Below are 25,813 nucleotides of genomic sequence, written 5' to 3' on the forward strand. Positions count from 1 at the left end.
CCGTTGATCGGCAACCCGGTGTTACGTTCTTGTTGATCTACGTCCAGATCACGTCCCTGACGACTTCCCAGGGGGGGAACTGTGTCCGGTATGCCCGGTGGGGCTGCCCGCCGACCTCGTACTTTGAGGCAGCGCAGACGACTGGTACGCGGCGTCGCCGTCACGGTGGCGGGCTACCTCGCCATCAGCCTGCTTGGCGGACCCGTCGCCGCGGCAGCAGAACTGACGCTGCCTGACCTGAAGGCGCCCGACCCCGTACCAACCGCCAAGGTCAAACCGCACAAACTCAGTCAGCCCGCCCAGATGCCACCCTCGAAGGTTGCACCGAAGGCGAAATGGCCAAACGTCGGCAGCACCACCGTAACCCTCCCGGAAAAGGGGCAAACAGAGACCGGAAAACATGCGATAAGCATCGGAAAAATTCCCCGAGCGCCCAAGAAGGACCCAAGCCCCGGTAAGGCGCAAGTCCAGGTCCTCAGCCGCGCCACCGCTAAGTCACTCGGCGTGGACGGCGTGGTCCTGGCCGTCCGATCCGCGGACGGTTCCGCCGGCCCCGTCAACGTTGAAGTCGACTACTCCGGCTTCCGCCACGCCTACGGCGGTGACTGGGCATCCCGGCTGACGCTCAAGCAGCTGCCGACCTGCGCACTCACCGCGCCGAACAGCACCAACTGCGGGAAGGGCACAGAGCTGCCCGCCCGCAACGACAACGACCACGCCACCCTTGCCAGCGTGGTCAACCTGCCGGCAACGACCGACACCGCCAGCACCGTCGCCCCGGTCACCTCGGCACCCGCCGCCCGCTCAGCCACCGGCATGACCGCGAACGCAGGCACCGTGCTGCTGGCCGTCACCGCCGCCGCTTCAGGAGCAGCAGGCGACTTCACGGCCAGCCCTCTCTCACCCTCCGCCTCCTGGTCCGCGGGCGGCTCCAGCGGAGCCTTCACCTGGAGCTACGACCTCGACACCCCAGAAGTGGCCGCAGGCCCCGGACCGGACCTCAGCCTCTCCTACAGCTCCCAGGCCGTCGACGGACGGACCGCTGCGACCAACAACCAGGCCAACTGGCTCGGTGACGGCTGGACATTGGACGTCGGCTCCATCGAACGGCGTTACATCGCCTGCTCCGAGGACACCACAGACAGCAACGGAACCGACAAGAGCGGCGACCAATGCTGGAAGAACGACAACGCCGTCCTCACCCTCAGCGGCCAGTCCAGCGTCCTGATCAAGGACAAGGACACCGGCGAGTGGCACCTGGAGGACGACGACGGCACCAAAATTGAAAAGCTCGCCGACACCGCCCGCGCCAACGGCGACGACAACGGCGAGTACTGGCGAGTGACCACCCCCGACGGAACCCAGTACCACTTCGGCTACAACAGACTTCCCGGCTACTCGACAGGCAAGACGGAAACCAACTCCACCTGGACCGTGCCCGTCTTCGGCAACCAGAGCGGCGAGCCCTGCCACGCCACCGCCTACAAGGACTCCTGGTGCCAGCAGGCCTGGCGGTGGAACCTCGACTACGTCGTCACCCCGCACGGCGACGCCACGGCCTACTACTGGAAGAAGGAAGCCAACTACTACGGCCTCAACGTCAACCCCAGCACCGGCGCCTCCACCGCCACCGTCTACGACCGCGGCGGCTACCTCGAGCGCATCGAGTACGGTCTGCGTTCCAACACCGTCTACACCCAGAAGGCCGCCGCGCAGGTCTCCTTCACCGTCGCTCCTCGCTGCTTCACCGACTGCGACACCTTCGACGCCGCACACGCCAAGAACTGGCCCGACGTCCCGTTCGACCGTCACTGCGCCGCCGGCCAGGAATGCACCAACCGCTTCTCACCGTCCTTCTGGACCCGCGAGCGCCTGACCCAGATCGACACCAGCATCCTGACCAACGGCGCCTATAAGCCGGTCGACACCTGGAAACTCACCCACCAGTTCCCCTCCACCGGTGACGGCACCGACCCCGCGCTGTGGCTGGCATCCGTCACCCGCACCGGCCACACCGGGACCGGAGACGTCACCCTGCCGACGGTGACCTTCATGGGCCAGCAGCTCGCCAACCGTGTCGAGGGTGCCACCACGGGAGGATCTCCCGACCCGGTACCGCCTCTGAACCGCTACCGCGTCTACCGCGTCAACACCGAAACCGGCTCCAGCATCGGCGTCACCTACTCCCAGGCCGACTGCAAGGCGGGCGACGTACCCGCACCCGAGTCGAACAACCGCCGCTGCTACCCGGTCATCTGGTCACCCCCGGACGCCCCGGCCTCCGGTTACAAGCCCTACCTGGACTGGTTCCACACCTACGTCGCCACCCAGATTCTGGAGAGCGACAACACCGGCGGCGCACCCATCAAGCAGACCGACTACAGCTACCTGGGCGGCATGGCCTGGGGCAAGAGCGAAGACGAGTTCACCAAACCGGCCTACCTGACCTACGGAGACCGGCAAGGCTACGGCCGCGTCCAGGTACGCACCGGATCCCCCGTCGAGGGAACCCGCTCCCTCGAAGAGCACCGCTACTTCCGCGGCATCGCCGGAGCCAAAGTCACCGACCACGAAGGCAACGAAGTCACCGACCACCCCGCCTTCGCCGGCATGCCCCGCGAACACGCCATCTACAGCGGTCACGGCGGCACCGTGCAGAAGACCATCAGCTACACCCCATGGCGCTCCGCGGCCACCGCCACCCAGCCCCGCACGGGCCTGAGCTCCCTCCAGGCCTACGCAACGGGCACCGCCCAGGAAAAGACCCGCACCGCCGTTGCCACCGGATGGCGCGCAGCCCAGATCAACCGCACCTTTGACACCCGCGGGCGCATCCTCACCGAGTCCGACCTCGGTGACCTGTCCAAGACCGGCGACGAGGAATGCACCACCACCTCCTACGCGTCCTCCTCCACCGGCATTCTGGAATTGCCCAAGGAGGTCAAGAACGTCGCGGTCGCCTGCGGCGAAACGCCCTCTCTGCCGGCCGACCTCATCTCCGTTGCCCGCTACTACTACGACGGCGCCACCAGCCTCGACACCCCGGCAACCAAGGGCGACATCACCCGGCTCGACGAGCAGGACACCAAGGGCACCGGCTACATCACCACCGCGCGCCACACCTATGACCAGCACGGCCGGGAACTGACGGACACCAACGCTGCCAACATCACGAGTACCACCGCCTACGACCCGACCACGGTCGAAGCACCCCGGTCCAAGTCAGAGACCAACACTCTCGAGCAGACCGTCACTACCTACTACGAGCCCGCGCGCGGGGCGACGACAGCCGTCGTGGACGCCAACGGCAAGCGCACCGACGCGGTCCTGGACGGCCTCGGCCGCACCCTGAAGGTATGGAGAACAGGCTGGTCCAAGACCGACCACCCCGACCAGCCCAGCACTGAATTCACCTACACCATCTCCAGGACTGCCCCCAACGCAGTCGAGACCAAGACGCTGCAGCACGACGGCACGTACGTCACGACTTACCAGATCTACGACGGCCTGCTGCGCGAGCGCGCCACACAGACACGCGCATACGGCACCACCAACCGGATCACGACCGAGACGAAATACAACAGCCGAGGTCTGCCGGACAAGACCTACAGCGCCTACTACGCAGAAGGCGCACCGTCCCCCGACCTCACCAGCGCCGCCGACAACACAGTGCCTGCCATGGTGGAGAACATCTACGACGGCCAGGGACGCGTCACCGACGCCATCACCCGCCACTTCGGCGACGAGGCATACCGCACCAAGACCCTCTACGCCGGTGACCGCACCACCGTCATCCCGCCCACCGGCGGCACCGCAACCACCACTCTCACCGACGTCCGCGGCCGCACCACCGAACTCCTGCAGTACACCAACACCGCGCGCACCGAATACCAGACGACCCGCTACACCTACGGCAAATACGACGAACCAGACACCATCACCGACCCCGCCGGAAACACCTGGCGCTACACCTTCGACGCCCGCGGCCAGAAAACCGACGCCGACGACCCCGACAAGGGCACCAGCCACACCGAATACGACAACCTCGGCAACCCCACCACCACCACCGACGCCCGAGGCATCACCCTCACCACCAGCTACGACGACCTCGGCCGCAAGCGCACCCTGAAAAAGGGCACCACGCTGCTCGCCGAATGGACCTACGACACCGCGGCCAAGGGCCAGCTCGCCAGCAGCATCCGCTACATCAACGGCCAGCCCTACACCACAGCCATCACCGCATACACGGACGACTACCAGCCCGCCACCAGCACCGTCACCGTCCCGGACGGCGCCGGCACCCTGGCCGGTACCTACACCTGGACCTACGGCTACAACACCTACACCGGCGCCCAGGAATGGATCCGCCACCCTGCCGTCGGCAACCTCCCCAGCGAACGCCAGACCACCATCTATGGTCACCTCAGCCTCCCGCAGAAGACCACCGCCGGAGCCGTCGCCCTCGTCAACGCCACCCAGTACGACGCCTTCTCCCGCGTCAGCGGCCTCGAATTCGGCACCCTCGGCAAGAAGGTCTACCTCACCCGCGCATACGACGAACTCACCGGCCGAATGACCCGGCAAGTCTCCAGCCGGGACCTGGCACCCAAGAGCATCGACGACACCACATACACCTACGACGACGCAGGCAACGTAACCAGCCTCACCACCGCCAGCGGGCAGGACACCGACCGCACCGTCGACACACAGTGCTTCACCAACGACGCTCTCCAACGCCTCACCCAGGCATGGACCACCACGACTGACTGCAACAACGCACCCGCCATCACCAGCGTCGGCGGACCAGCCCCCTACTGGCACAGCTACGCCTACGACGCGATCGGCAACCGCACGAAGCTGACCGACCACCGAACCGGCGCCACCACCGCCTACACCCACAACTCCGCTGGCGGCAGCATCCCCCACGCACCACAGACCGCCACCGTCAGCGGCGGACCGGACAACGGACAGACCAGCACATTCACCTACGACGCGGCAGGCAACGCCAAGACCCGCACCATCGGAAGCCGCACGCAAAACCTCACCTGGGACGACGAAGGACACCTCGCCACCCTCACCGAGGCCGGCAAGACCACCAGCTACCTCTACGACGCCGACGGCAACCGCATGGTCGCCCGTGACGCCGACGGCAGCCAGACACTCACCCTCCCCGGAAACAACGAACTCAAGGTCACAGCCACAGGAGTCAAGGAGGGAACCCGCTACTACACCCATGGCGGCGAAACCATCGCGGTGAGAACCAGCAAGGGATTCAACTACCTCATCAACGACCACCAAGGCACCGCCATGACAGCGGTCGCCATGACCACCCTCACTGTTACCCGTCGCCGGCAACTGCCCTTCGGGCAACTTCGCTCCGAGCAGACGGAGAGTCTCCCCGGCACTCGTGGCTTCGTCAACGGTACCGAAGACTCAACCGGCCTCATCCACATCGGAGCACGCGAATACGACCCCAGCCTGGGTAGCTTCATCTCCGTCGACCCCCTCATCGACATCACTGACCCCTTGCAGATGAACGCCTACGCCTATGCCAACAGTCGGCCCGTCACTGCATCTGACCCCGATGGACAGATGATCTATGACGATCTGACCGGAAAGGGCTACGGCAATGCCAAGGTCATGAAAAGCGCCTACAAAAAGTACGGCTACCTCGACAGTCAGGGTCGCAAGACTAAGAAGTATAAGAAGAAGCTTGCCTCGGAACACGCCCGCTGGAATGCCTACACCAGCTCCAGTGCCTACAAGTGGGTGGAGAAGCAAACTAATGATTACTACGCAAATTCGGCGAAGCGTAAAGCGCAGCCTAGTGTGCAGAAGCAAGGGAAGAGTGCAGAGGAGGTAAAGCAGGACGGATTGTTCGATAGTATCAAAAAGGGCGTGAGTAATGCGTGGGACGAGACCGGCGGAAAAGTAGTCTCCGCTGTTGGTGATCACTTCTCCGAGAACTGGCGTGATTATACGAATGCAGCCATCACGGTGGGAGGGTTTGCCGCCGCTGGATTTTGTGCAGCGAGTGTGGTCTGTGGAGTTGCGGTGGGGGTCACCGTCGGTGCGGCTACCTACACAGTCTCCAATGCGGGAACGGGAAATTGGAATTGGACGAAAGCCGGTATTCAGACCGTGGGGACCGGTGTTGGGGGAGGGGTCGGGGCCAAATATTTGGGTCCGACTGTCCAGTCCGTGGCTAGTGGCCTGAGAACTCGCGTAGCATTCTGGAAGTTGGAACGAAACTTGACGAAAATCAAGAGGGATATATATGGCGACTAAGAAGAAGATAAGAGGGCGTCACTGGACTGTGTGGCTAGCCGGTGTGGCCTCGGTACTCGCTGTTTTCGTTGTCTGTTCGTATCTTCCCGAGCCTTTCGGCATGGTGATTTCCGTCGCCTATGCAGTAGGCCTAGGAAGTATCCTAGGTCGTCGGAGCTGACCTCCACGATCTAGTGGAGGTACCGTGTGCACGCCGTTCTGCATTCGCGATCGATGTATGCAGAACGGCGGGCGCGCTGCGCCGCTTACCCAAGAGCTGCGGCCCGTGTGCCAAATCGACAGCATCACCGCGCTGATCCGCCGCAGAGTGCGCATCGACTGGCCCGCCTGCGAACGTCGGCGCGATGGCGACAGGAGAGTGAGAGCTCGAGGACGCGGGGTGGCAGGAGACCGACCTGCTGCTGTGGAACCCGCCCACGTCGAGGTCCAGCGACAATGCCTTCTTCGTCCCCGAATGGGACGGGCGCCGACGGCGGAACTGGTACGTCAATCTCGAACACCCCGCAACCCGTACCGAGGTCGGCTTCGAGCCTCTCGGCCTGACCGTGGACTTGGTCGTCACCTCCGACCTCACTCATGTGCGACGCCTCGGCCTCGTCTCCGGCACCGGGCCATCGACGCCGCCCGCCGCGAGGCCATGCCGATGCTCACCGAACGCTCCGGGGTCTTCGCGCAGACGGTGGGGTCGAAGCACTGCGGCCGGCCGCCGGCAGCCGTGTGCAGCGCTGCACCGCGGCCGTGAGCCTGGCACCCTGGCGGCTTCGACGTCCGTCTGCAGGTAGGGGCGGCGATGCGAGTGAACTACGTCGCACGAGACGGATGTTGGTCTAATCAGCGATATAGCTAGGACTGTAGGCGGATGGGTTGGTATCGGGTGAAAAATTCCGAAGCGGTCGAGATCGCTGCGCGTGTCTCGTCTGAGATGAGTGTGGGGAGCCTTGTATTCTACGGAGTCTTCTTCGTTCTGGGTGTGCTCATCGTCGGCAATATTGGACAGATGGCTGATCGAGTCTTCCTGTTCTTGACGGAAGTGGTACCCGGTCCTGCGGCACGGTCTCCGCGGTCGATTCGGTTCGCTGCTGGTGTCATGGTATCTCTTTCCCTCGTCGGTGTGGTGGTCGAGGTCAACGAGGGTCTCGCATAACTGGGGTGGGAGCATTGCTCAGTAGCCGAATTCTTGACAGGGTTGCCATGGGCTGTGGGCTCTTCTAAACCTCACTCCGAGCTGCGGGTGAGGATGACCCGAGGCCTTAACCCCTGGTCTACGCGGTACGCCACCGTTGTGGTGGCGTACCGCGTAGATTTCCCCTGGTTCGGGACGCCATTCGGTGGCCCTCTGCATGGCTTGCTGCTTTGGAGTAATGCGATCCGTCGGTGTCGTGGCTTCGATAGCACACGAGGGCGTCGGGATGGCGGTGCGACTTCTCATTGCAGTGTCCCATTTGTTCTCACTTGGATGTCATGCATTCCTGCTGGTCGCAGCGCATACGCGGTGACATCAGATGAGAAAACTTGGTGACATTGATTGAGAATCTCCAGCGCATCGAGATGAGAAGCCCATGGGGGTGGCCGCCTGACCTGCAGTTTTCTATCCCGATCCCGGTGGATGTCGGTTCTGCGGCTGGTCGTCCGGCGGTACCCTGGGCGTCTTCCCCGGAGGCATCAAGAGGCGTGGCCTCGCTGGTCGTTCGCTGCACGTCCGGATCACGTGTCACGTGCTTCGATGGCCGCAAGATCGGTCTGGGGTTTGCCTGAACGCCGGTGCGACAGACCCTTGCGCGTGCGGGGACTTGCGGCCACGCTCAAGGGGCACCGGAGGGACGGTAGCGGTAGCGAAGGGGATCCCGGCGAGAAGGGTGGCCTGGCGGGGCCTGAACTCAGGATGGCGGGACGCCCGGACCTCTGGCCGGCCGTGAAGCAGAGCCCGAGCTCCTCCTTATGCACCCCCAGTTGCCGGGCCTGTCGCAACAACCTCCCGCGAGGGTCCGTCCAGGGACGCGGCCTGCAGGCGCGGTCTTTTGTCAGACCTCGCTGCCATACTCGCGGTCCGCATGCTGGGAGTGCGGTGTCTTCAAAGGAAGGGCCTGCCGGGTCCCCTTTGAGGCAGTGACTGATCTGGAAGGACTCTTGCGTCATGCGTGGTGCAGGTTTCAGCGTCGACTTCAGCTTCAATGGTCACTGGCTGCGCGAGGTCCCGCTGACCGTGACCGTGGCACGCAGGCGCGGTCCCGTCACGCACGAAGTGCTTGAACCCCGCACAGAGATAGACATGCTGGCGGTCATGGAGATGCTGAAGCTGATTGACCGGGGAGCGGTGAGTGCTGCCGACGTGCGCGGTGTACTGGAGGAGGCCGTAGGAGAACTGAGGGAGGAGTTCGAACGTGGAGAGGAACTCTCCGACCAGGACACGGGCGGACTCGTGCAGCGTGATGCCCCTGCTCGGCAGGAGGACCGCGACGACCGCTTGGTTTATGCCGTGTCCTCGCAGGTAGATCCCAAGGCCGTCAAGATCGGCGTGTCCAAGGATGTTCCTGCGCGGCGTAAGACACTGCAGTCCGGCTCCGGTTCACCGCTGGTCGTGCGGTGGACCTCCTGCGGTGGTGGCTGGCTGGAGGAACGCCTGCACGAACACTTTGTCGCACGAGCGCTGGGCGGCGAGTGGTTCGATTTCCGGGACGTCGCGGACCCAATACAGATGATTGAGCGGGCGGCGCGGAAACTGCTGCGGCAGTCCGGAGCGGTCAGCCCCGGGCCGGTGGGCCACAACCCCTCCCCTCCACGACGCGATGGTGCCGGGACAAGTACCGCGAGGCGACCTGGCCTTGCGGCACAGCGAGCTCGCACCGGAACTGACCGCGTGCGATCGGACAGCTTCTGACACGCCCGGGAGGCATTACCGGGAACAGAGCCAGTCTTGTGCTGGGGACACCGGACGGAACAGCCCCCACCCGCGTTGGGGGCTACTCGCCGCTGTCTTCGACTGACCGGTCGGGCCCGTCGGAGGCTGCTGCCCAGTCATCCGGATGGGAGATGGGCAGGAGCCGAAACTGCTGGGCGTGCGTGCTGTCATACGGCGTAGCAGCCGTTTTCATGCGGGTATGGTCGCTGATGAGCAGCATCTCGATCACGCGTGCGGCCGTTTGCAGGTCGTCCGCCGTGGTGCCGGCCTCCATGGCCGTGGGGGAGGAGACTGTGCCGTCCACGCCGCGATCCACATAGAAGCCCTGCTGCTTGGCGAGGTTGGCCTCACCGGCGGCGCGCTCGGCCTCCTCCTGGCGTTTGCGGCGCGCTTCCTCCCATGCCGCATAGCCCGATCCCCCCTCAGGCACGGCACTGTAGTCGCCCCAGAACTCGGCGAGTCCGTCTCCGAAGACGACGGCCGCAAGGTACTTCCTCGTGTGGCTTCGCCCGTGCTGAGCCAGCGCGTCCACCGCCCGTGACCTACCATCGCCCTGGCTCCAGGCCGTTTGGAAGGCGTCATAGATCCACAGCGCCTTCCCGAGTTCCTCCTGCGCGAGGACGGTGAGGGACCGTGCCCGCCCGAAGGACCCTGCGGACAGCAGCGTGTGGGCGTCGGCGATCAGCGAGGACGCGTTGTCCACCAGTGCCTTCCAGAACTCCCGCGCCTGCCGCGGGCTCATCTCGACCATGACTGTCCTGCCCTTTCGTTGTCTGTGGATCCGTCCGACGCCGACCGCGCTTTCATGCCCCGCCAAGCGGCACAATTGCAGTTCAGCGGGCTGCATCGTCCCCCAGAGCGCGTTCTGCGTTGTCCAGGAGCTCTTTGTACGTCACTACCTCGATGCGGCCCAGGTGGGTGTTGACGGTGCGCAGCACGTCATTGATCGTGTCTTCCGGAATGCCGGGCTGCGCGGCGGGATGGCTGATGAGGACGAGGGCGCGAGCCCGCCGCCCCTCCAGGCCGAACTGGTCCCGGATGCGGAGACGGTGCTCGTCCAGGTGCACCAGGTAGTTGAGGGCCTGGCCCACTGCGTCATAGACCTGCGCACTGGGCATCCAGCTGCCGCGGTGCCGCTTCACTAGTTCAGGTCGGGCGGTTGAGGGCCAAGGTCGGAATACGCCGCCGCCTCACGACCCGCCCACACGGGTGCAGGGAAGATCTCGAGGTCGATCCGGCCAAGATGGCTGCGCCGGGCGGCGCTCCATGTGGGTGGAAGCCGCTGCAGGTGTGGTCCCTGCCCGTGCGGGGGTGGGCAGACCCCCACGCGTGCGGGGAAGGCTGGCTGCGTGGAGACGTATCCGAAGATGCCCGACAGGCCCCCACGTGTGTAGGGAAGACAGCCGGGTGATGTGGCCAGCCTGGTGGAAATCGGACTGACCCCCGCGCGTGCGGGGAAGCACCAGAGGGCGAGCCGAGGCGCCCCCCCTCGCGAGCGTGGTGAAAGCTTCCCTGCGCGTGCTGATGTAACCGAAAAGCTCGAACGACCCCCACAGGGTGGAAGAGAGGACGATCCCTCGCAGTGCGCCCTGACGGTCGGCGACAGACTTCCACGTGGTGGGGAGGAAGTCTGCATACCGCTTGCGCGGCACTCTCGCAGACAGACCTCACCGGTGGGGCGCATGGGCCAGGATGAGTCGTTGCCGCAGGGCTGACGGACTCGCACGCGTGTGGGGAGGGCATCGCTGGTATCCCGTCTTTCCCCGCTTGCTGGACGGACCCTCACGTGTGTGGGGAAGACGCGGACATCGGCGAAGGCACCGACGGATGGGAGGACAGACCCCCATGCGTATGGGGAAGACCCTCGCTCACCTGTGCTTTTGGAGATCGGCAAGGCGTTTTTTGGTTCACTTTACATGACCTGGCCGTGCGGGCGAGGGCTGCTGCCTGGTCGCAGTCATCCTTGGTGGTTTGGTGGTTTGGCCTGAACTGCCCAACTAATGAGCTCGTGCACGGTAGGCGGTGAGGCGTCGAAGGCTTCGACATGGCTCCGTGTTCACAGCTGCCGTGCCCAGGCCAGGTCCGCGGTCTGCTGGTGGGACAGCAGGCCGGCGGATGGCCTGGACGGTGTGGCTCATGTGTTCGCGGCGGCCGAGGTGGCGGGTCAGGGTCCGCCAGTTCTTCAGGTGGGCGATGCCGTGTTCGACTCGGATCCGCTTCGAGGAGTGCGCCTTGCGCTGCCGCTCGTGCATCTCCTCGTACCAGTCAGGAGCGTTCTTCTTGAACTCGCGGTGCGGTGGGGTGATCACCCGTCCGCCGGTCTGCGCGCCCAGGCCCTGGTAGCCGGCGTCGGCGAGGATCTCCACCGCGGGTCCGTCGGCCAGAAGCTTGACCAGCCCGAGCTGGCGGGCATGGGTGATGTCCGCGCAGCTGCCGGGCCTGGCCGTGTCGGCGTACTCGAGAATGTGCCCAGTGAAGTACGGACGAACGTGCTCAGCGAGATGACAGGCTGTTCGCTCGGCTCGAGCGGAGTCGTGGCACGATGACTTTGTGGAGAGTCCTGGTCTTTCAGCGCGTCGCCGCATGCTGATCGAGGCGGTCGTTGTGGTCGCGGCGCCTGCTTCGGATCAGGTGGCCTGGCTGGACAAATACGACGTGCCGCCGGATGAGATCGCCTTGAGCTTCGATGATGCCTTCCGCCTCGCTGGCCGACTGGTCGATGAGGGGCAGCTCAGTCGTGCTGTGTTGCCCTCGCTGCAGATGATCGATGAAGTCTTCAGCGAGATGTCCCAGGACACCGACGTGGATCGGTGGACAAGGGAGGCAGTGGCCACCGACGTCGGGTGGGGACGCGCCCGGCAGTTGGCGCAAGAAATCCTCACCGCAGAAGGCGGAGAGTCGTCTCCGTTGCCAGGCATCCGCATCGTTCGATGAGTGCCCAATCCGGCCCCCGCGGTGCAAGGCGTCTCAGGGTGGGCGGATCACCAGAGGCCGAAGAACCGCGTCCACCAGGTGGGCCGCGCTGCGAAGTGCTCCAGCGCGCTGGGGCCCTCGTAGTCGCTCTCCAGCAGTTCTTCGGGGACGCTCGCGTAGCCGAGTTCGGCCAGGGCCTGCTCCACTGTGGCTAGGTCGGCGGGATCCAGCGTGCCTTCCTCACGGGCTTCGTCCGTGCCGAGGAAGGCCCCTGGATTGTCGGCGCAGACCTCAGCCAGGGAGCCGAACTTGCTCACGCAGACCACGATCCGTGTTCTGCAGATCGTCGCGTCCGCGGGCACGTGGATGCGCCCGTACTCACTGGAGTCCTGGGTGTCCCGCTCGGACTCGCACGGGGCTCCGAAGTCCGCTTCGAGCCGGCGGATCAGAGCGCTGAACGCGAGGCCGGTCACGGCGCGGTCGTAGTGCTGCGGTTGTTCCAGTCGCTCGGGGTCGTCGAGTTCGCGCAGGAGGGCCAGCAGTTCCGTCTCGCTCATTGCCATCGCCCCATCCTGCCGCCCAGCGGGCGGCAGCAGAGGGGCAGGGGTATGCAGGAAAGGGCCGATCCGAAGGTAGGGGCCCTAACGAGCTCGTGCACGGTAGGCGGTGAGGCGTCGAGCTTCTGATCGTCGATCATGGTCGTGTGGTGGGGACCGCGTCTCGCGCAGCGATCATCAGTGACCGGAGGATCACGGGCCTGTCGGCCGACGTGATTGCTGAACTCGTTGCAGAGCTTGGCCCGTTGTGGCACGAGCGGCACCAGGCCAGGCTTGCGTCCCGTCCGCGGAAGCGTGCTGTGGGCGCCGGAGCGAAGCACTGGTTGGTGTTCGTCGACCGGCTCCTGGCCACGCTCGTGCACCTCCGGCGTGCCACCACGCACGACGTGCTCGCCTGCTGGTTCGGTGTCGACCGCTCCACCATCACCCGCGCCGTCGCAGAGGTGTGGCCCTTGCTCGCCGAGCGAGGGTGCACCATCAGCCCCGGAGTGCGGCTGCGGACCCTCGCCGAGGTCATCGACCACCTCGGTACCGACGGGAAGACCGGCATCATCGACGGCACCGAGACCCGGGTCCGCCGCCCGGCCGCCGGACGCAAGGACCGCGACAAATTCATCTCCGGCAAAAACAAGCAGAACGCCGTCAAGACCATGGTCGTCACCGACGAGGACGGCCGCGTGCTCTTCTGCAGCCCGACCAAGCCCGGCAGCTGCGCAGACATCACCCACGCCCGCCAATTAGGGCTGGTCAGGCTCCTGGCCGACGGACCCGCGGTGGAGATCCTCGCCAACGCCGGCTACCAGGGCCTGGGTGCCCAGACCGACGGGCGTGTGATCACACCGCCGCACCGCAAGTTCAAGAAGAACGCCCCGGACTGGTACGAGGAGATGCACGAACGACAGCGCAAAGCACACTCCTCACGCCGCATCCGTGTCGAACACGGCATCGCCCACCTGAAGAACTGGCGGACCCTGACCCGCCACCTCGGCCGCCGCGAACACATGAGCCACACCGTCCAGGCCATCCGCCGGCCTGCTGTCCCACCAGCAGACCGCGGACCTGGCCTGGGCACGGCAGCTGTGAACACGGAGCCATGTCGAAGCCTTCGACGCCTCACCGCCTACCGTGCACGAGCTCGTTAGTGAGAAGTTCTGGTGACGTGGTGTGAGAATCCCCAGCGTAACGGAACGAGAAGGCCATAGGAGTGGCTATCTGACCTGTTGTTTTGTGCTTTGCCCTTGTCGGTGGGCGCCGTGCGTGATGGCCGAGAAGATCCCCAAAGAGCGCCGTTGAGGGCGAATGAACCCGAGCGCTGTGACCGGGCATTACTGGGTTGCTGTGTCCGTCCGCCGGTCGATCAGCAATCACCATCCCGCTGAGGGCCGGGACGAGTTCATGGGCCGGTGACCGAGTGGGAGTACGCGCACGGTGCTCCGACGGTTTGTCCGTGGTGAAAGACTCACCTGCATGGGGAAGGCGCCACCTCGGCGATGTCTCACCGCGTGGTCCCCCGAACGAACCTCCATGTGCATGGGGAACGCTGGGCGTCCGAAGTCGGAATCGTCACCGTCGGGGGGACTCCCACATACGGGGGAAGAGAGCATGGCGCGGGCGGTGACGGTGTCGGTGATGGACAGACCCTCACGCGTGTGGGGAAGACCAGCATCCGACCGGCTACCGCAACCTGCGGATGGACAGACCCCCACGTGTGTGGGGAAGACCCTTGCTCACCTGCGGTTCTAGAGACCGGTAGGGCATATTTTTGCTCACTTTACCTGAGCTGGCCGCGCTGGTGGAGCCGCCGCCTGGTGGGGGTTGTCATGGGCGGTTCTGCTTGCACTGCCTGACTATGCGGTGGCCTGGTTTACCAGAAGCGCGGTCATTGTGGTGCGGGAGCGCCTCCTGCGGCCGCTGTGGGGTCGTCCCAGGGCTTGGCCCTCTCGCCGCAGGCGTTGCGGACCCTTTTCGCTCAGGAGACCCCGGGCGGCAGCTGACGAGTGACGTCAGCAAGGAAGAAGCAATTACGTCGCTTCGTGCCCTGGCGCACACACGCCTGCGAGAATCCGTACGTGAGTTCCCTATCGCCCCGTAAGACGACCCAACTGTGCTCTGAGGCGGACTGCGGGCAGCCTGCCGCGTTCTCTACACGTACGAAGAGCACCTGGTGTGACGCCCACATCACGCAGATTCTGCGTGAGGGCGGCTTGGAACCGCTGGAACCGTTCACGAAACCGAAGGCGTGGCGTCTGACCCGGTGCCTGGCATGCGGCTGCGAGGCGCACTATCGCTTCGAGTACACCCTGGAAAAGAACGCCTATGGGGAAGTGACGTGCCGGGCCTGCTACTGGCGGCAGTGGGCCCAGGAGGCTCGACAGGCGATGGGCGCGTACGCCGACCTGAACCCGGTTCCGCAGGCCGAGGCGCGGGAGCACGCCGAGAAGAACGGATACGACTACCTCAGCGCACTGACTGCGCCCTCCTTCTCCGACGACCCGCACCATGTCCGGTGCCGCTACTGCGGCCGGTTGAGCGCCGCGAGGCTGGGGGGGCATCGGATTCGGCTGCCAGTGCCAGGTCACCCCTCGGCGTGAGCGGCAGATGACCAAGCCTGCCGGGCCTAAACGGCGTGACCTCTTCAAGGACAGCGAACTGCCCGTCCTCGACTGAGCACAACGACGCCGCCATCTGGGAGACCGCCACCGTCAAGGCCCGGCGGGAGGCGGCCTGGCGTTGCCCCGGCTGCGGGCTGCGGTTCAGGAAACGGATCCTCGACATGGTCAACATGCGCGAGTGTCCGGAGTGCGAACCGAAGCGACGGGCTGAGTGGGAGGCGGAGCACGCGCGTTATCAGAGGACGCCGGTCGCGGACGTGCCCGAACTGCTCGCCGCCTGGGACGACGAGACAGATCCCCGGACCGTAATGGTCGCGGACTACCGGCACCGTCGGCTATGTTGCCCGCGAGGTCACCACTGTCGCCAGTCTCCGCTCACGTATCTGCGTAACGGCTGCCCGTCCTGCCGCGGCCAGGACACACGCGTGACGCGTCTTGAGGCGATCGAGGCCGATCCTGAGGCCTTGGGACTCAACGCCGAGATCGCCGCACAGTGGCACCCGACAAAGAACGGCAAGACTCAACTGTCGAAGGCGTCGCCCGGTTCACGCAAGCTCGTGTGGTAGCGAGACGAAGACTGCGGCCACGAGTGGCAAGAGACACCGGCCCGTCGGGAACAGGGCCAGCGCCTGCGCTGCCCGGAGTGCCGCACGATCCTCGACTCGCTCGCCCACCACTTCCCTGATCTGGCGGCGGAGTGGTCGCCGGCCAATCCGCTGTCCGCGTGGCAGGTGCGCCCGACCGGCCAGACCTTGTTCACACCTGCCTGGATATGCTCCGCAAACCCGGATCACGCATGGCAGGCTGCCCTGTCCTCACGGGCTAGCGGCAGCGGCTGCCCCGAGTGCAGGGAGCATGGCAAGTCCCGCATAGAGCTGGAACACTGGGCAGCCGCGGAGCGTGCCTTCGGCCGGGCATCGTCCGGCCAGTCAGTGCGGCACGAGGCATTCGCCCGGCGGGCGAGCTGGCTCGTCGACATCACGGTCGAGACGGCAGGGGAGCGGAAGCTCGCCATCGAGTACGACGGCTCCTACTGGCATGCGGACAAGGTTGACCTCGACATCGTGAAGTCCCGTGACCTGCTGGCCGCCGGATACCTGGTGGCCAGGCTGCGCGAGTATCCATTGCCGCCGCTGTCGATCGACGACCCGAACTACGCGGAGTTCGTCGTGTACTCGGCGCTGCCGAAGCCAGACGAGACAATCGGGCGGGTGAGGGACTGGGCAAGCAGGCAAGACGAGGAACTAGCGACCCAGCGCTGAGGCCTGTTGTGGTAGAGATGCAGCAGGAGTTGACAGCCTCCACTCGTGCGGGGGAATACCCGTCGGCCTCGTAGTGAGGCGACAGACCCCCACGCGTGTGGGTAGGGCCACGCTACCCCGCAGACGTTCACTGCCCGCTCGACAGACCCCCACGCGCGTAGGGAGTACCCTTATCGGTCTGCCGGTTCGCGCACCACAAGACTGGTTTCTGTTCACTTTACTCGAGCGGAATCGGCTGCAGCGGCTGGATCGATGCAGCTGGCAGACGTTGAGCTGGCGAGCTCATTCAGAAGCTCAAGGCCACCTCAGTGATGATGCGTTCGGGGATCTGACGCTAAGCGTCCGGTCATCATTGACCGTATGAAGCCGCAGACCCGACGCCTCGTCCTTGCCGTAGTCGGCGCGCTCGCCGCGCTCGCCTACGTCCTGCTTCTGTGGCGCGGGCCGTGGTGGATCGACGGCCCCCACCTCAGGGAGAAAGACCTCCAGCCGGCCGACGGCGTCGTCATCACCGGCTTCCGAACCATGCTCGTCGCACTCGGGGCCGGGGCGGTCGCCGCACTCGGGCTCTACTACACCCATCGCACCCACCAGCATGCAGAGAAGCTGTACGAGCACAGCCAGGAGCAGTTCGCCCACGTGCGCGAGAAGGACCGCGAGCAGGCAGCGTTGACGCGCGAGGGGCAGGTCACCGAGCGGTACATCGCAGCGATCAAGCTGCTCGGGTCCGGTAATCTCCACGAGCGACTAGGTGGCATCTACAGCCTCGAGCGGATCATGAACGACAGCGAGAGGGACCACAGGACAGTCGTCGAGGTGCTCTCGGCATTCGTGCGCACGCCGCCGGCACGCGGCAACAGGCCGGGCCGGGGGAGCGATGAGGCCACGGAAGAGGAGCCCGCGGAACCGGTTGTGTCCCGCGTCCCTGACGTCATGGCGGCCTTGACCGTCCTCGGGCGCCAGCCGACGGGGCGCAGCCATCCGGTGACCGACCTGCGCGGGGCACGCCTCACCGGGGCCGTGATCAGCGACGTGGACCTGAGCGACGCGAACCTGCAGGGAGCCGAGCTCACGGGCGCCCATCTGAACGCCGTCGTGCTCACCGGCGCCCATCTGGCAGCGGCATCCCTGACCGGGGCCACCCTGTGGGATGGCGACCTGTCCGACGCGATCGCCCCGACCGCCGACTTCACCGGTGCGACTGTCGTGGGCACGAAATTCACAAACGCCGTCCTGACCGACGCCGTCCTGGTGGGCGCAGACCTTACACACGTCGACTTCAGCCATGCATCCATAACCGGTGCCAACCTAACGGGCGCGCTCCTCATGAAGGCCACTCTGAGGCACACTCAACTCGAGCACGCCGACCTGAGCGGGGCGAACCTCGAGGGCGCGGACCTCACAGACGCCGACCTCGTCGGCGCAACTCTTGCGGAAGCGGACCTCACCGGGGCCGTACTCAACGGCTCCAACCTGGCCCACGCAGACCTCGCAGACGCCAAACTCGACGCTGCCGACCTTGGTTCCGCCCGCGGGCTGGACGTCCGCCAGATCATCAAGGCGCACCTAACCAAGGACACGAGGCTCCCCGCAAGGGTGGCTGGCGACCCGCAGGTCAAGGACCGGATCGACGAGTGTGGGGCAGCCGATTGAGGAAGAGGCTAGGAGTGAGACGACTTGCACATGGAGGTCACGCCCCGGCCAAGTGCGCGACAGCTCCGCGCGCGGAGGAGTACAACCCATCACGGACGCTAAGCCTCGCGATGGCGGACAGACTCCCATGCGAGGGGGAGCACCTCTGCGCGAGGGATCATGCTTCACATCCGGGGCTTTGGCAGGTGCCGAACGGACTGTGGGGGACAGGCCCCGACACGTATCAGACGGAGGCGATCTTCGTCCGCCGTTGGCTGGGGGCGACGGAGTGACCCCGCAGGAGCGGGTAGAGGTTCCACCCGATCGACGACGACTTTGCCTGGGTGAGAGACGGCCACAGGATGGGGAAGAGATGGCTGCGCTTTCAGCGTATGCCTGTTGGTGGGGCGGACCCCATGCGTACAGGGAGGGCCACCCGGCCGGGATGTGAAGCTGGAGCTGTCCGAAATGCTGACGACTACGACAGACCCCACGCGTATGGGAAGGCTCCTGCTGAGCCGTGAGGCGGTGGACCGACACACCCTATTACTGCCGATTTTACCGGATTTGGTTGCTCTGGTGAGAACCCGTTGTCAGCTACGACAGCAAGATGCCGACGGGTACGAAGGGCCAGGACATGCCGAAGACCGGTCTTGGAACGGCACAGGGTGGCGCTGTTGGGGCTGAAGGACGGCAAGGTGGGCGTCCGACTCGTGCGGTGGCCACTCAGAAGAGGACATCACCGTGCCGGAGCGCGGCGTTTCATCCATCGACAGCCAGAGCATCGTCGTCCAGCGAGGCATCGAGCACACACACGTGAGCAGTGACTCCCTGAGTGGCCAAGGCCCGCGCGTGCTTCTGGAGATCGTCACGGAGCTGCTCCGGGCTGTGGCGGCTCGCCCGGGCGCGGCGGCTGTCGCCGTCATCCCAGGCGCTGCTGCTGTAATGGACAGCCACATACACGCCGGTTGTCCCCATCGGGCCCTGGAGGTAACGGCGGCCGAGCTGGTCCCGAATGGCGGTAACGACTTCTCTGTGCCAGCTGCATTTGACCTCGCCGGGCACGGACATGCCCTGACCACCGGTGGTCTGCGCGACAGCGAGAAGGTCGGGGATGTCACCCATCGTGTGTGCCAGGCGTGGGTTGATCTCCACCTCGCGCAGGACAGCCGCTCTGTCCCGCACTCTTCGCTGCAACTCGCGGGCGAGCCAGGTCGACACCTCGATTTCCTCCTTCGGCACATAACCAGCCCAGACGTTGTCCTTGCGCTGGCGGTGCCAGAGCTGGGCGCGTAGGGCACGGTCCGTGCGCAGGTCGTCCGCGATGTCTTTGAGCGCCTCGGCCATGACGGCGGCGAGCTGTTCCGGGGACCGGATGATCCGGCGGGACGGTGCGGTGAGCACCTCACACACCTCTGCGGCCGTCGGCGGCCGCCAGGCCTGCGCGCGCAGGGCATCCCGCATCTGTGCGGCGTCGGCGCGCAGCCACACACTCTCGGTCTGTGCGGCGAGGTCTTCCAGGATGGCGGCGTTGTCCGAGGAGGGCTGCGCGAGCAGCGGGCTGAGGATGTGGGAGGCGAACTCGTCGGCGGGATCGCTGCGCACTATGCGTCCGGAGGCGACCAGGGGCCGCGGCAGCGCCTGGTGCGCCCACAGGTAGAGCCGTCCACGCTGCGGCGGGGACAGGGCGGACCAGGCGCCGTGGGCGTTTTGATGGGCTCGGTAAATGATGTCCCGTGCGAGTTTGTGGTCGTCTTCGAAGACTCGGAGCAGGCCCTCGAACACCTTCGGCGGCATCGGGCACGCGGCGAGGCAGGCACCGGCAACCAGGGCGGTGTCCTGGTTGCCTGACGTGATCGGTTCCTGCGCAGAGGACGCGGAGGTATGGCGCTGCAGTAGATTGAGGGCCAGTTCGGTGGTCGGGCCGGGCAACGCGGTGGCGGCGATGTCGAGAAGTTCGGCCAGAGCGCGCGCCGGGTATTCACCTTCGGTGAGATGGGTCAGTGCCTGGGCGCTGAGCCGTCGGCTTTTCATATGCCGTTGATGGAAGGCGACCGTGCCGGCGTCCCGGTGCATCTTCTGCGTGAGGAAGCCGATGGTGGTGTCCTCGTCGTGTGCGGCTGCCCGCTCCAGAGCAAGGGACAGCACTGTGTAGCCACCGGGCACGTCCCACAGGCCGGGCAGCCACCCCATCCAGTGGGGCGCGGGGACGCGGTCGAGCCAGGTACGGTCGACGGCTGTGACCACCTGGCAGGCACTCTCGATGAGGTAAGCGTTCACCTCGTCCGCGGCGTCCGGACCGGAACTCAGAAACGACACGGCCCGCTCAGCGACGGCGCGCTGCTGTGCCGGGGTCAGAGCCGGCCAGGCGGGGACCGGCCCCGGTCTGCCGGCCACCTCGGCGCGGTGCTGCAAGCCGCCCATCACCCTGGCGAACTGCGGCTCTTTCAGAACCTGTTCGGCGCTCCATGACCCGCTACCGGCCGCCGCCAGGTGAGGCCGGGCGGCGCGTTCGGCGCGCGCAGTCGCAGCGAACCGTTCGGCCAGGGCATGCCACCGCGGCACCGCTGCCTCTGCCGCATCCGCAACGCGTGAGGCCTCCTCGTCATCGACCGCGTCGGCCAGCGCGTACACGGCGAAGAACGCCGGTGCGCTGACCGCCTGCTGAGCGCCGGCATCGCGCAGATCGTCCAGCCACCAATCAAGATCTTCCTTGTGCAGCAGGCCAGCGTCCTTGAGTCGTGCCGTCACCACGTGTCCGGAGCCGGCCCGCTGCACCAGGTCCTTGACCAGCTGCCGGCGGAGCTGCGGCGCCAGTGCCGTGATCTCGTCACGGCTGATCCCGTGCAGTTCGCCGTTGGCGGCCCACTGCGCATCCAGCAGCCGTCCGCCTGCCCGCCAGGCAGGCGAACCGACCGGGCAGGTCGCGACAGCGGCCCAGGCGGCGCGGCTGAGCATGCGTCGCACCGCCGGGTCACCGTGGGCACCGGATGAAAGAGGCGCAGCCCACGCCTCGAGGTCCTCGACACCGCACCCGCCAGCTTCGGCTTCACGCGCGAGCATGGCCACGACCCGTCGGCCCATGGGGCTGTGCGGCACACGGTCCGCCTCGGCGATCGTCTCCAGCAGCCAGGACATGTCCACGTGCTGGGGCCATAGTACGGGCAGCAGCGCAGCCCGCACCGGCCACGGCTGTGCGGCGTCGGCCGCAAGGCGCTTGGCCCGGTCGAGGACGGCGGGTTCCTTGGTCCCGTGCAGGGCACGGGCAGCCCACTCCGCGGCACGGACGCGGTCGTCGTAGTCCTCACGACCCCGGCCCCGGGCCGCCTGTTCCACAAGGTCCATGAGCGGCCGGTCGAGTTCGCGAACCCCTGTGGCCCGGACCATCAAGGCGGCCTCCTGCTGCCGCCAGGCCGGCTCACCGCTTGCGAGCAGCGGAGCAAGCTGCGATCCCAGACCTGCATGCAGCAAGCCGACATAGCCGGAGCGGATGCCCGGCACCGGAGCCGACGCGAGTCTCGCCACGACCTTCTGAGCAACCCGAGCCCGGGCTGGCTCCGGAAGATCCTGCAGATTGGCCTGCACCAATACCTCGGGCTCGGCACCGGCCAGCCAGTCGACCACGTCCGCCCGCAAGGCGGCCAACCACGCCGCTACCCCGGCCAGCTGGGGCAGGATCCGGTCAGGACGGCCCGGATCGGCCAGCAGGTTGCGCACACTGGCCAAGGGCAGCCTTTCGCACTGCTGCGCGGTGAGGAACTCCTGAATAGTGCGATGCGTCCACTCCCTGCCAGTGCCGCCGTCGGTAAGTAGAGCGCTGGCGAAGACAGCCTGAAGAGCATCAAGGTCCCTTTCGGTATCAGCCACTTCGTTCAGCGCCACGGCGGTGTCGCTCTGCACGGCCTGGGACCGGCGGATGACCCGGGACCGCCCCGACAGCAGACCGACCGCCGCCAGACGCCGCGCCGCGGCGAGCCGCTCATCCAGCGGAGGGTCATCCTGACCCCGCTCCACTCGGCCCGCGTTGGCCTCCGTGACCAGCCCGCTCACCCCCAGGGCGTAAATGCGGTGACGCTGCGACGGCATGCTGCGCTCCAGGCGCGCCACCAGCAGCAGACGCAGGGTCATGGGGGAGGCCGCCAGCAACAGCACGTCGGCCGCTTTCAGGGATGCGACAAAGCCGTCTGGGTCGTCGAGTTCCGTGGCTGCGGCCTGCCGGATGTCCCGCTCCGTCAACGGGGCCAGAACCAGCGAGCCGGTCGCGTCACCAGGCCACCACCGGGCGAACGCCCCGCTCAGCCGATCCCGCCAGGCAGACCGCCTGCTCGTGATCAGCACCCTCAGGTGGTCCCGATCGAGCCGCTCCAACTCGCGTTCCAATACTGCGGCTAGGTTTTGAAGGGCGAACAGCGGCTCGTCGAATCCATCGAGCGCCAAGGTCAGGTCACCCGGCGACCCGGCCGCCCGCCACCTGGCGTCCGCGCCCTGGACGGCATCTCGCACCTCTTCCGCGGTCAGCAAGTCCCCCAGCAGGATGTGCTCGACGTGCTCACCGGCCGTCCTGCGCCGATTGATCTCTGTCTCTAGCTCGGATGACTTGCCCGTCCCAGGATCGCCCAGAAGTACGAGGGCCCGGCACGCCGCGAAGTCCTCCAGCCGCCTCACATGCCGGTTGATGAACTGCGTGTGTTCATTGCGTGGATCCGGCAAGACCCCGTTGAATAGCCTGTTCTCGGCCTGCTCCGGTCCCCACCATCGGGTCCACGCAACATGCTCCCCGGCGACAAAGCCCACCGAACCCCCTTGATCTGTCGCAACCGTGGTCGGCATTCAAGCGCATCGCACAGGCGCCGACCAGCAGCCCAGAGACTGATCCCCCCGGCTGGACAGCTGCGAATAGGAATGGACTTCGCACGTTGGGGACGCACTGCACGTGACTGTCAGTGCGGCGGACCGACGACAGACCCCCACGTGTGGGGAGCACATCAGCCAGAACTACATCGGCCGCCTGGTCGGCGATAGACCCCCACGCGTATGGGGAAGCCAGCGCGTCGAGAAGGCGGCGGGCCTCATCGGTGGACAGACCCCCACGCGTGTGGGGAGGGCGTCGGCCTCGTCGTCATCATGATCCAGAAGGGCACACCCCTGCCCTTGTAGGGAAGGCCGCGTATCGCCCAGCTGGCCGCCCTGCTGTACGGCTGATCCCCACGCGTGTGGGGAAACACAGGTTCCTGAGCGGCCCGTGATGACCAGCAGGGGCGCACCCTCACGGGATGAGGAAACCGGTGAGATCGAATCGTAGGCTACACCCTGCCCTCTCAGGGGGCGCGTACCGGGGGAGATGCTCTACATGCAGCAGGATAGGCCGCAACACCCTTGACTCAAGGGCGAGTTGACGTAGAGCGGAGCGGGAGCATTCGGTGGGGGTGCGGGAGGATGCCCGGCACGGTGGGATCGATCTGACGCCGTGGGGCAAGTTCGACCGTGGCGCGTGGGCGGTGTATCCGCTGCTGTTTCATCTGCTGGATGTCGCGGCGCTCGCGGGCGTGCTCTGGGACCGGTATCTGACCCGCGGTCAGCGTCGGCTGATCGCCGCAGGACTGGCGCTCACCCTGGCCGAGGCGCGCTGTCTGGTGATGTTCATCGCCGGCCTGCACGATCTGGGCAAGCTGTCCGCTTTCCAGGAACAGGAGGCGCATCCCTGGGCCCGGGTCAGCGACACCCTGCGCGCGGACATCCGTGACTGGCGGCGTATGCCGCACGAACGGGCGTCCATGCACAGTGTGCTGCACCTGCTGGCCGAGGCTGGCTATCCGGCGGACACCTCCGACAGCCCCGGAGTGCTCGTCGCCCAGATCCTGGGCGGCCACCACGGCCGCTTCCTGCAGGTCGACATCGACGGTGCAGCCAAAGCCTCCCGGGTCAACCTCGCCCTGGGCGGGCCGGCCTGGCAGGATCTACGTCGCCGCTACTTCGCCCTGCTGCGCCACCTGACCGGCGCCACCGCCGTGCCCTCGGACGTGTCGGCGCCGGCGGCCGTGCTGATCACCGGAATCGGCATCATCGCGGACCGGCTGGCCAGCCAGCGCCACTACTGGCTGCCCAAAGCCCAGGCGCCCGCCTTCGGCGCCAGCGAGCACTTCGCCCAGGCCGTCCGGGACGCCCCCGCTGTGGTCGAGGAGTCCGGGCTGGCCCGCATCACCCTGCCGCAGGTGCCGTTCACCCGGGCCCACGGCGGTCTGGAGGGGCCGAACGCCCTGCAGGCCTCGGTGATCGGGCAACTCACTGCCGCGGTGGGGGAGAAGGGGCCCGGCATCCTGGTGGTCACCGACGCCACCGGCGGCGGAAAGAGCGTCACCGCACTGGAAGCAGCACGGATCTTCAACGCCTGCGGGGACACGGCCGGCATCCTGTGGCTGCTGCCGACGATGGCCACCACCGACGCCGCCTACGACCTCCTCGAGGCCTACGTCGCGGCCCACCATCCCGAGCACGCCCCGGTCTCCCTGGTTCACAGCCACAGCTACGACAACACCGCCTACACCGACCACCGCCTGGCCGCCCACGAACCCTCCACCAGCGACGCCTACTGGCCCGACAGCGGCGACGGCGACGATGACGAGGGCAAGCCGGCTGCGGGGGAGCGGCCCGAAGAACGCGTCACGGTGCCCGACGGCTGGCTGCGCGGCTGGGACAGGGCCCTGCTGGCCCAGTTCACCGTCGCCACCCACGACCAAGCCCTCATGGCCGTCCTGCCGGTCCGCTTCAGCGCCCTGCGCATGCTGGCCCTGTGCGGGCGGACCGTCATCGTCGACGAAGTCCACGCCCTGCCCCCGTACATGCGGCAGACACTGTCCCGGCTGCTGCACTGGCTCGGCGCCTTGGGCTGCCCCGTGGTGCTGCTGTCCGCAACTCTGCCCGGCCACATCAGCAGCCAGCTCGTCCGCAGCTATCTCGACGGCGCCGGCCACCCGCACCCCGCAACAGCCCACCTGGACTGCCGGCCCTCCTACCCGGGCTGGCTCTACGCCGCCGCCTCGGACGCCTCCCTCACCCGCATCGACCCGGCCGCGGCCAAAGCCCATGCCGACCGCCACCGCCGCCGCGTCGACCTCCGTCTCCACCCGGTGCGCCACCCCTCCTGCACCGACCCCGAAGACACCCCCGCCAGGGAGAGCCGCCTGGAGCGGATCACTCAGGAGATCGCCCCCGTCGCCCGCTCGGGCGGCTGCGCCGCGGTGTACTGCGCCACCATGGCCGACGCCCAGACCACCTACACGCATCTGCGTACTGCTCTCGACTGGCCGGACGGCGGCCCTGACGGGCAGCTGCTCCTGCTGCACGCCCGCCTGCCCGGCTACCAACGCGAGGCCCTTACCCGCCGTATCCGCACCGCTCTGGCCTCAGCCGGGGAGCGCCCAGGGCGGCTGGTAGTCGTCACCACCAGTCTGCTGGATATGAGCCTCAATATCGACGTCGACGTCATGGTCAGGACCTGGCGCCCCTGCACACCCTCCTGCAACGCCTGGGCCGCCTGTGGCGCTTCGACCACATCAAACGGCCCGACTGGCTGTGCGGCGGTCGCCGCCCCCGCCTGATCGTCCTGGAGCCCACCGACCATCGCGGCCGCACCCTCTTGCCGCCCGCCTG

The 25,813-nt window shown here is 66.5% G+C and carries 14 protein-coding genes and 1 pseudogene; 10 read left to right on the forward strand and 5 right to left on the reverse strand.

Annotated elements, in window-relative coordinates:
• Positions 1 to 165: 165 nt before the first annotated feature.
• Entirely contained in the window at positions 166 to 6,288 is a 6,123-nt protein-coding gene (locus ACF1AG_RS32665) for an RHS repeat domain-containing protein (RefSeq protein WP_391810874.1), read from the forward strand.
• Between the two features lie 2,134 nt (positions 6,289 to 8,422).
• On the forward strand, positions 8,423 to 9,166 hold the full coding sequence (locus ACF1AG_RS32670) for a GIY-YIG nuclease family protein (protein WP_391810875.1): 744 nt from the start codon (positions 8,423 to 8,425) through the stop codon (positions 9,164 to 9,166).
• Positions 9,167 to 9,248: 82 nt separating this feature from the next.
• Here the strand turns inward: ACF1AG_RS32670 and ACF1AG_RS32675 are convergent, their stop codons facing one another.
• From ACF1AG_RS32675 to ACF1AG_RS32685, 3 genes are all read right to left on the reverse strand, one after another.
• Positions 9,249 to 9,938, reverse strand: coding sequence for an AbiV family abortive infection protein (locus tag ACF1AG_RS32675; protein WP_391810876.1), 690 nt, complete (start codon positions 9,936 to 9,938; stop codon positions 9,249 to 9,251).
• Between the two features lie 82 nt (positions 9,939 to 10,020).
• Entirely contained in the window at positions 10,021 to 10,305 is a 285-nt protein-coding gene (locus tag ACF1AG_RS32680) for a hypothetical protein (RefSeq protein WP_391810877.1), read from the reverse strand.
• Positions 10,306 to 11,184: 879 nt separating this feature from the next.
• Positions 11,185 to 11,772 carry a transposase family protein gene (locus ACF1AG_RS32685; protein ID WP_391810878.1) on the reverse strand — a complete coding sequence of 196 codons (588 nt, stop codon included), beginning with the start codon at positions 11,770 to 11,772 and terminating at the stop codon, positions 11,185 to 11,187.
• Between ACF1AG_RS32685 and ACF1AG_RS32690 the strand changes: the two genes are divergently transcribed.
• Positions 11,771 to 12,121, forward strand: coding sequence for a hypothetical protein (locus ACF1AG_RS32690; protein ID WP_391810879.1), 351 nt, complete (start codon positions 11,771 to 11,773; stop codon positions 12,119 to 12,121). The genes ACF1AG_RS32685 and ACF1AG_RS32690 overlap by 2 nt on opposite strands.
• Positions 12,122 to 12,168: 47 nt before the next feature.
• On the opposite strand, the gene ACF1AG_RS32695 is transcribed toward ACF1AG_RS32690, so the two are convergent.
• Entirely contained in the window at positions 12,169 to 12,663 is a 495-nt protein-coding gene (locus tag ACF1AG_RS32695) for a hypothetical protein (RefSeq protein ID WP_391810880.1), read from the reverse strand.
• Positions 12,664 to 12,956: 293 nt separating this feature from the next.
• On the opposite strand from ACF1AG_RS32695, the gene ACF1AG_RS32700 reads away from it, so the two are divergent.
• The 6 genes and pseudogenes from ACF1AG_RS32700 to ACF1AG_RS32725 all read left to right on the forward strand — a co-directional run bounded on the left by ACF1AG_RS32700 (position 12,957) and on the right by ACF1AG_RS32725 (position 18,184).
• The gene (locus ACF1AG_RS32700) at positions 12,957 to 13,799 is read left to right on the forward strand and encodes a transposase family protein (protein ID WP_391810881.1); all 843 of its coding nucleotides are present in this window, start codon (positions 12,957 to 12,959) and stop codon (positions 13,797 to 13,799) included.
• 1,062 nt (positions 13,800 to 14,861) lie between these two features.
• Positions 14,862 to 15,248: a hypothetical protein gene (locus tag ACF1AG_RS32705; RefSeq protein ID WP_391810882.1), complete on the forward strand. Its 387-nt coding sequence runs from the start codon at positions 14,862 to 14,864 to the stop codon at positions 15,246 to 15,248.
• A 35-nt stretch (positions 15,249 to 15,283) separates the two neighbouring features.
• Positions 15,284 to 15,835 carry a zinc-ribbon domain-containing protein gene (locus ACF1AG_RS32710; RefSeq protein WP_391810883.1) on the forward strand — a complete coding sequence of 184 codons (552 nt, stop codon included), beginning with the start codon at positions 15,284 to 15,286 and terminating at the stop codon, positions 15,833 to 15,835.
• Between the two features lie 120 nt (positions 15,836 to 15,955).
• Positions 15,956 to 16,105 (forward strand): annotated as a pseudogene (locus ACF1AG_RS32715) (hypothetical protein); the annotation flags it as partial.
• Positions 16,106 to 16,201: 96 nt separating this feature from the next.
• Complete coding sequence (locus ACF1AG_RS32720; RefSeq protein WP_391810884.1) at positions 16,202 to 16,531, forward strand: hypothetical protein; 330 nt, start codon at positions 16,202 to 16,204, stop codon at positions 16,529 to 16,531.
• Positions 16,532 to 16,891: 360 nt separating this feature from the next.
• A complete protein-coding gene (locus ACF1AG_RS32725) occupies positions 16,892 to 18,184 on the forward strand; it encodes a pentapeptide repeat-containing protein (RefSeq protein WP_391810885.1) in 1,293 nt (430 codons plus the stop codon).
• A 741-nt stretch (positions 18,185 to 18,925) separates the two neighbouring features.
• On the opposite strand, the gene ACF1AG_RS32730 is transcribed toward ACF1AG_RS32725, so the two are convergent.
• Positions 18,926 to 22,957, reverse strand: a complete 4,032-nt coding sequence (locus ACF1AG_RS32730) for an NACHT domain-containing protein (RefSeq protein ID WP_391810886.1) — start codon at positions 22,955 to 22,957, stop codon at positions 18,926 to 18,928.
• 626 nt (positions 22,958 to 23,583) lie between these two features.
• Here ACF1AG_RS32730 and ACF1AG_RS32735 point away from each other — a divergent pair.
• Positions 23,584 to 25,761, forward strand: coding sequence for a CRISPR-associated endonuclease Cas3'' (locus ACF1AG_RS32735; protein ID WP_391810887.1), 2,178 nt, complete (start codon positions 23,584 to 23,586; stop codon positions 25,759 to 25,761).
• The last annotated feature ends 52 nt before the right edge of the window (positions 25,762 to 25,813 follow it).

Origin of the sequence: Streptomyces sp. NPDC014764 (genome assembly GCF_043082785.1) — a bacterium.
GTDB lineage: Bacteria > Actinomycetota > Actinomycetes > Streptomycetales > Streptomycetaceae > Streptomyces > Streptomyces althioticus.

What these genes read in the sequence shown, in the direction of transcription:
- ACF1AG_RS32670 (WP_391810875.1), top strand. Translation starts at nt 8,423, where the DNA reads ATGCGTGGTGCAGGTTTCAGCGTCGACTTCAGCTTCAATGGTCACTGG.
- ACF1AG_RS32675 (WP_391810876.1), bottom strand. Translation starts at nt 9,938, where the DNA reads ATGGTCGAGATGAGCCCGCGGCAGGCGCGGGAGTTCTGGAAGGCACTG.
- ACF1AG_RS32680 (WP_391810877.1), bottom strand. Translation starts at nt 10,305, where the DNA reads ATGCCCAGTGCGCAGGTCTATGACGCAGTGGGCCAGGCCCTCAACTAC.
- ACF1AG_RS32690 (WP_391810879.1), top strand. Translation starts at nt 11,771, where the DNA reads ATGCTGATCGAGGCGGTCGTTGTGGTCGCGGCGCCTGCTTCGGATCAG.
- ACF1AG_RS32685 (WP_391810878.1), bottom strand. Translation starts at nt 11,772, where the DNA reads ATGCGGCGACGCGCTGAAAGACCAGGACTCTCCACAAAGTCATCGTGC.
- ACF1AG_RS32695 (WP_391810880.1), bottom strand. Translation starts at nt 12,663, where the DNA reads ATGGCAATGAGCGAGACGGAACTGCTGGCCCTCCTGCGCGAACTCGAC.
- ACF1AG_RS32725 (WP_391810885.1), top strand. Translation starts at nt 16,892, where the DNA reads ATGAAGCCGCAGACCCGACGCCTCGTCCTTGCCGTAGTCGGCGCGCTC.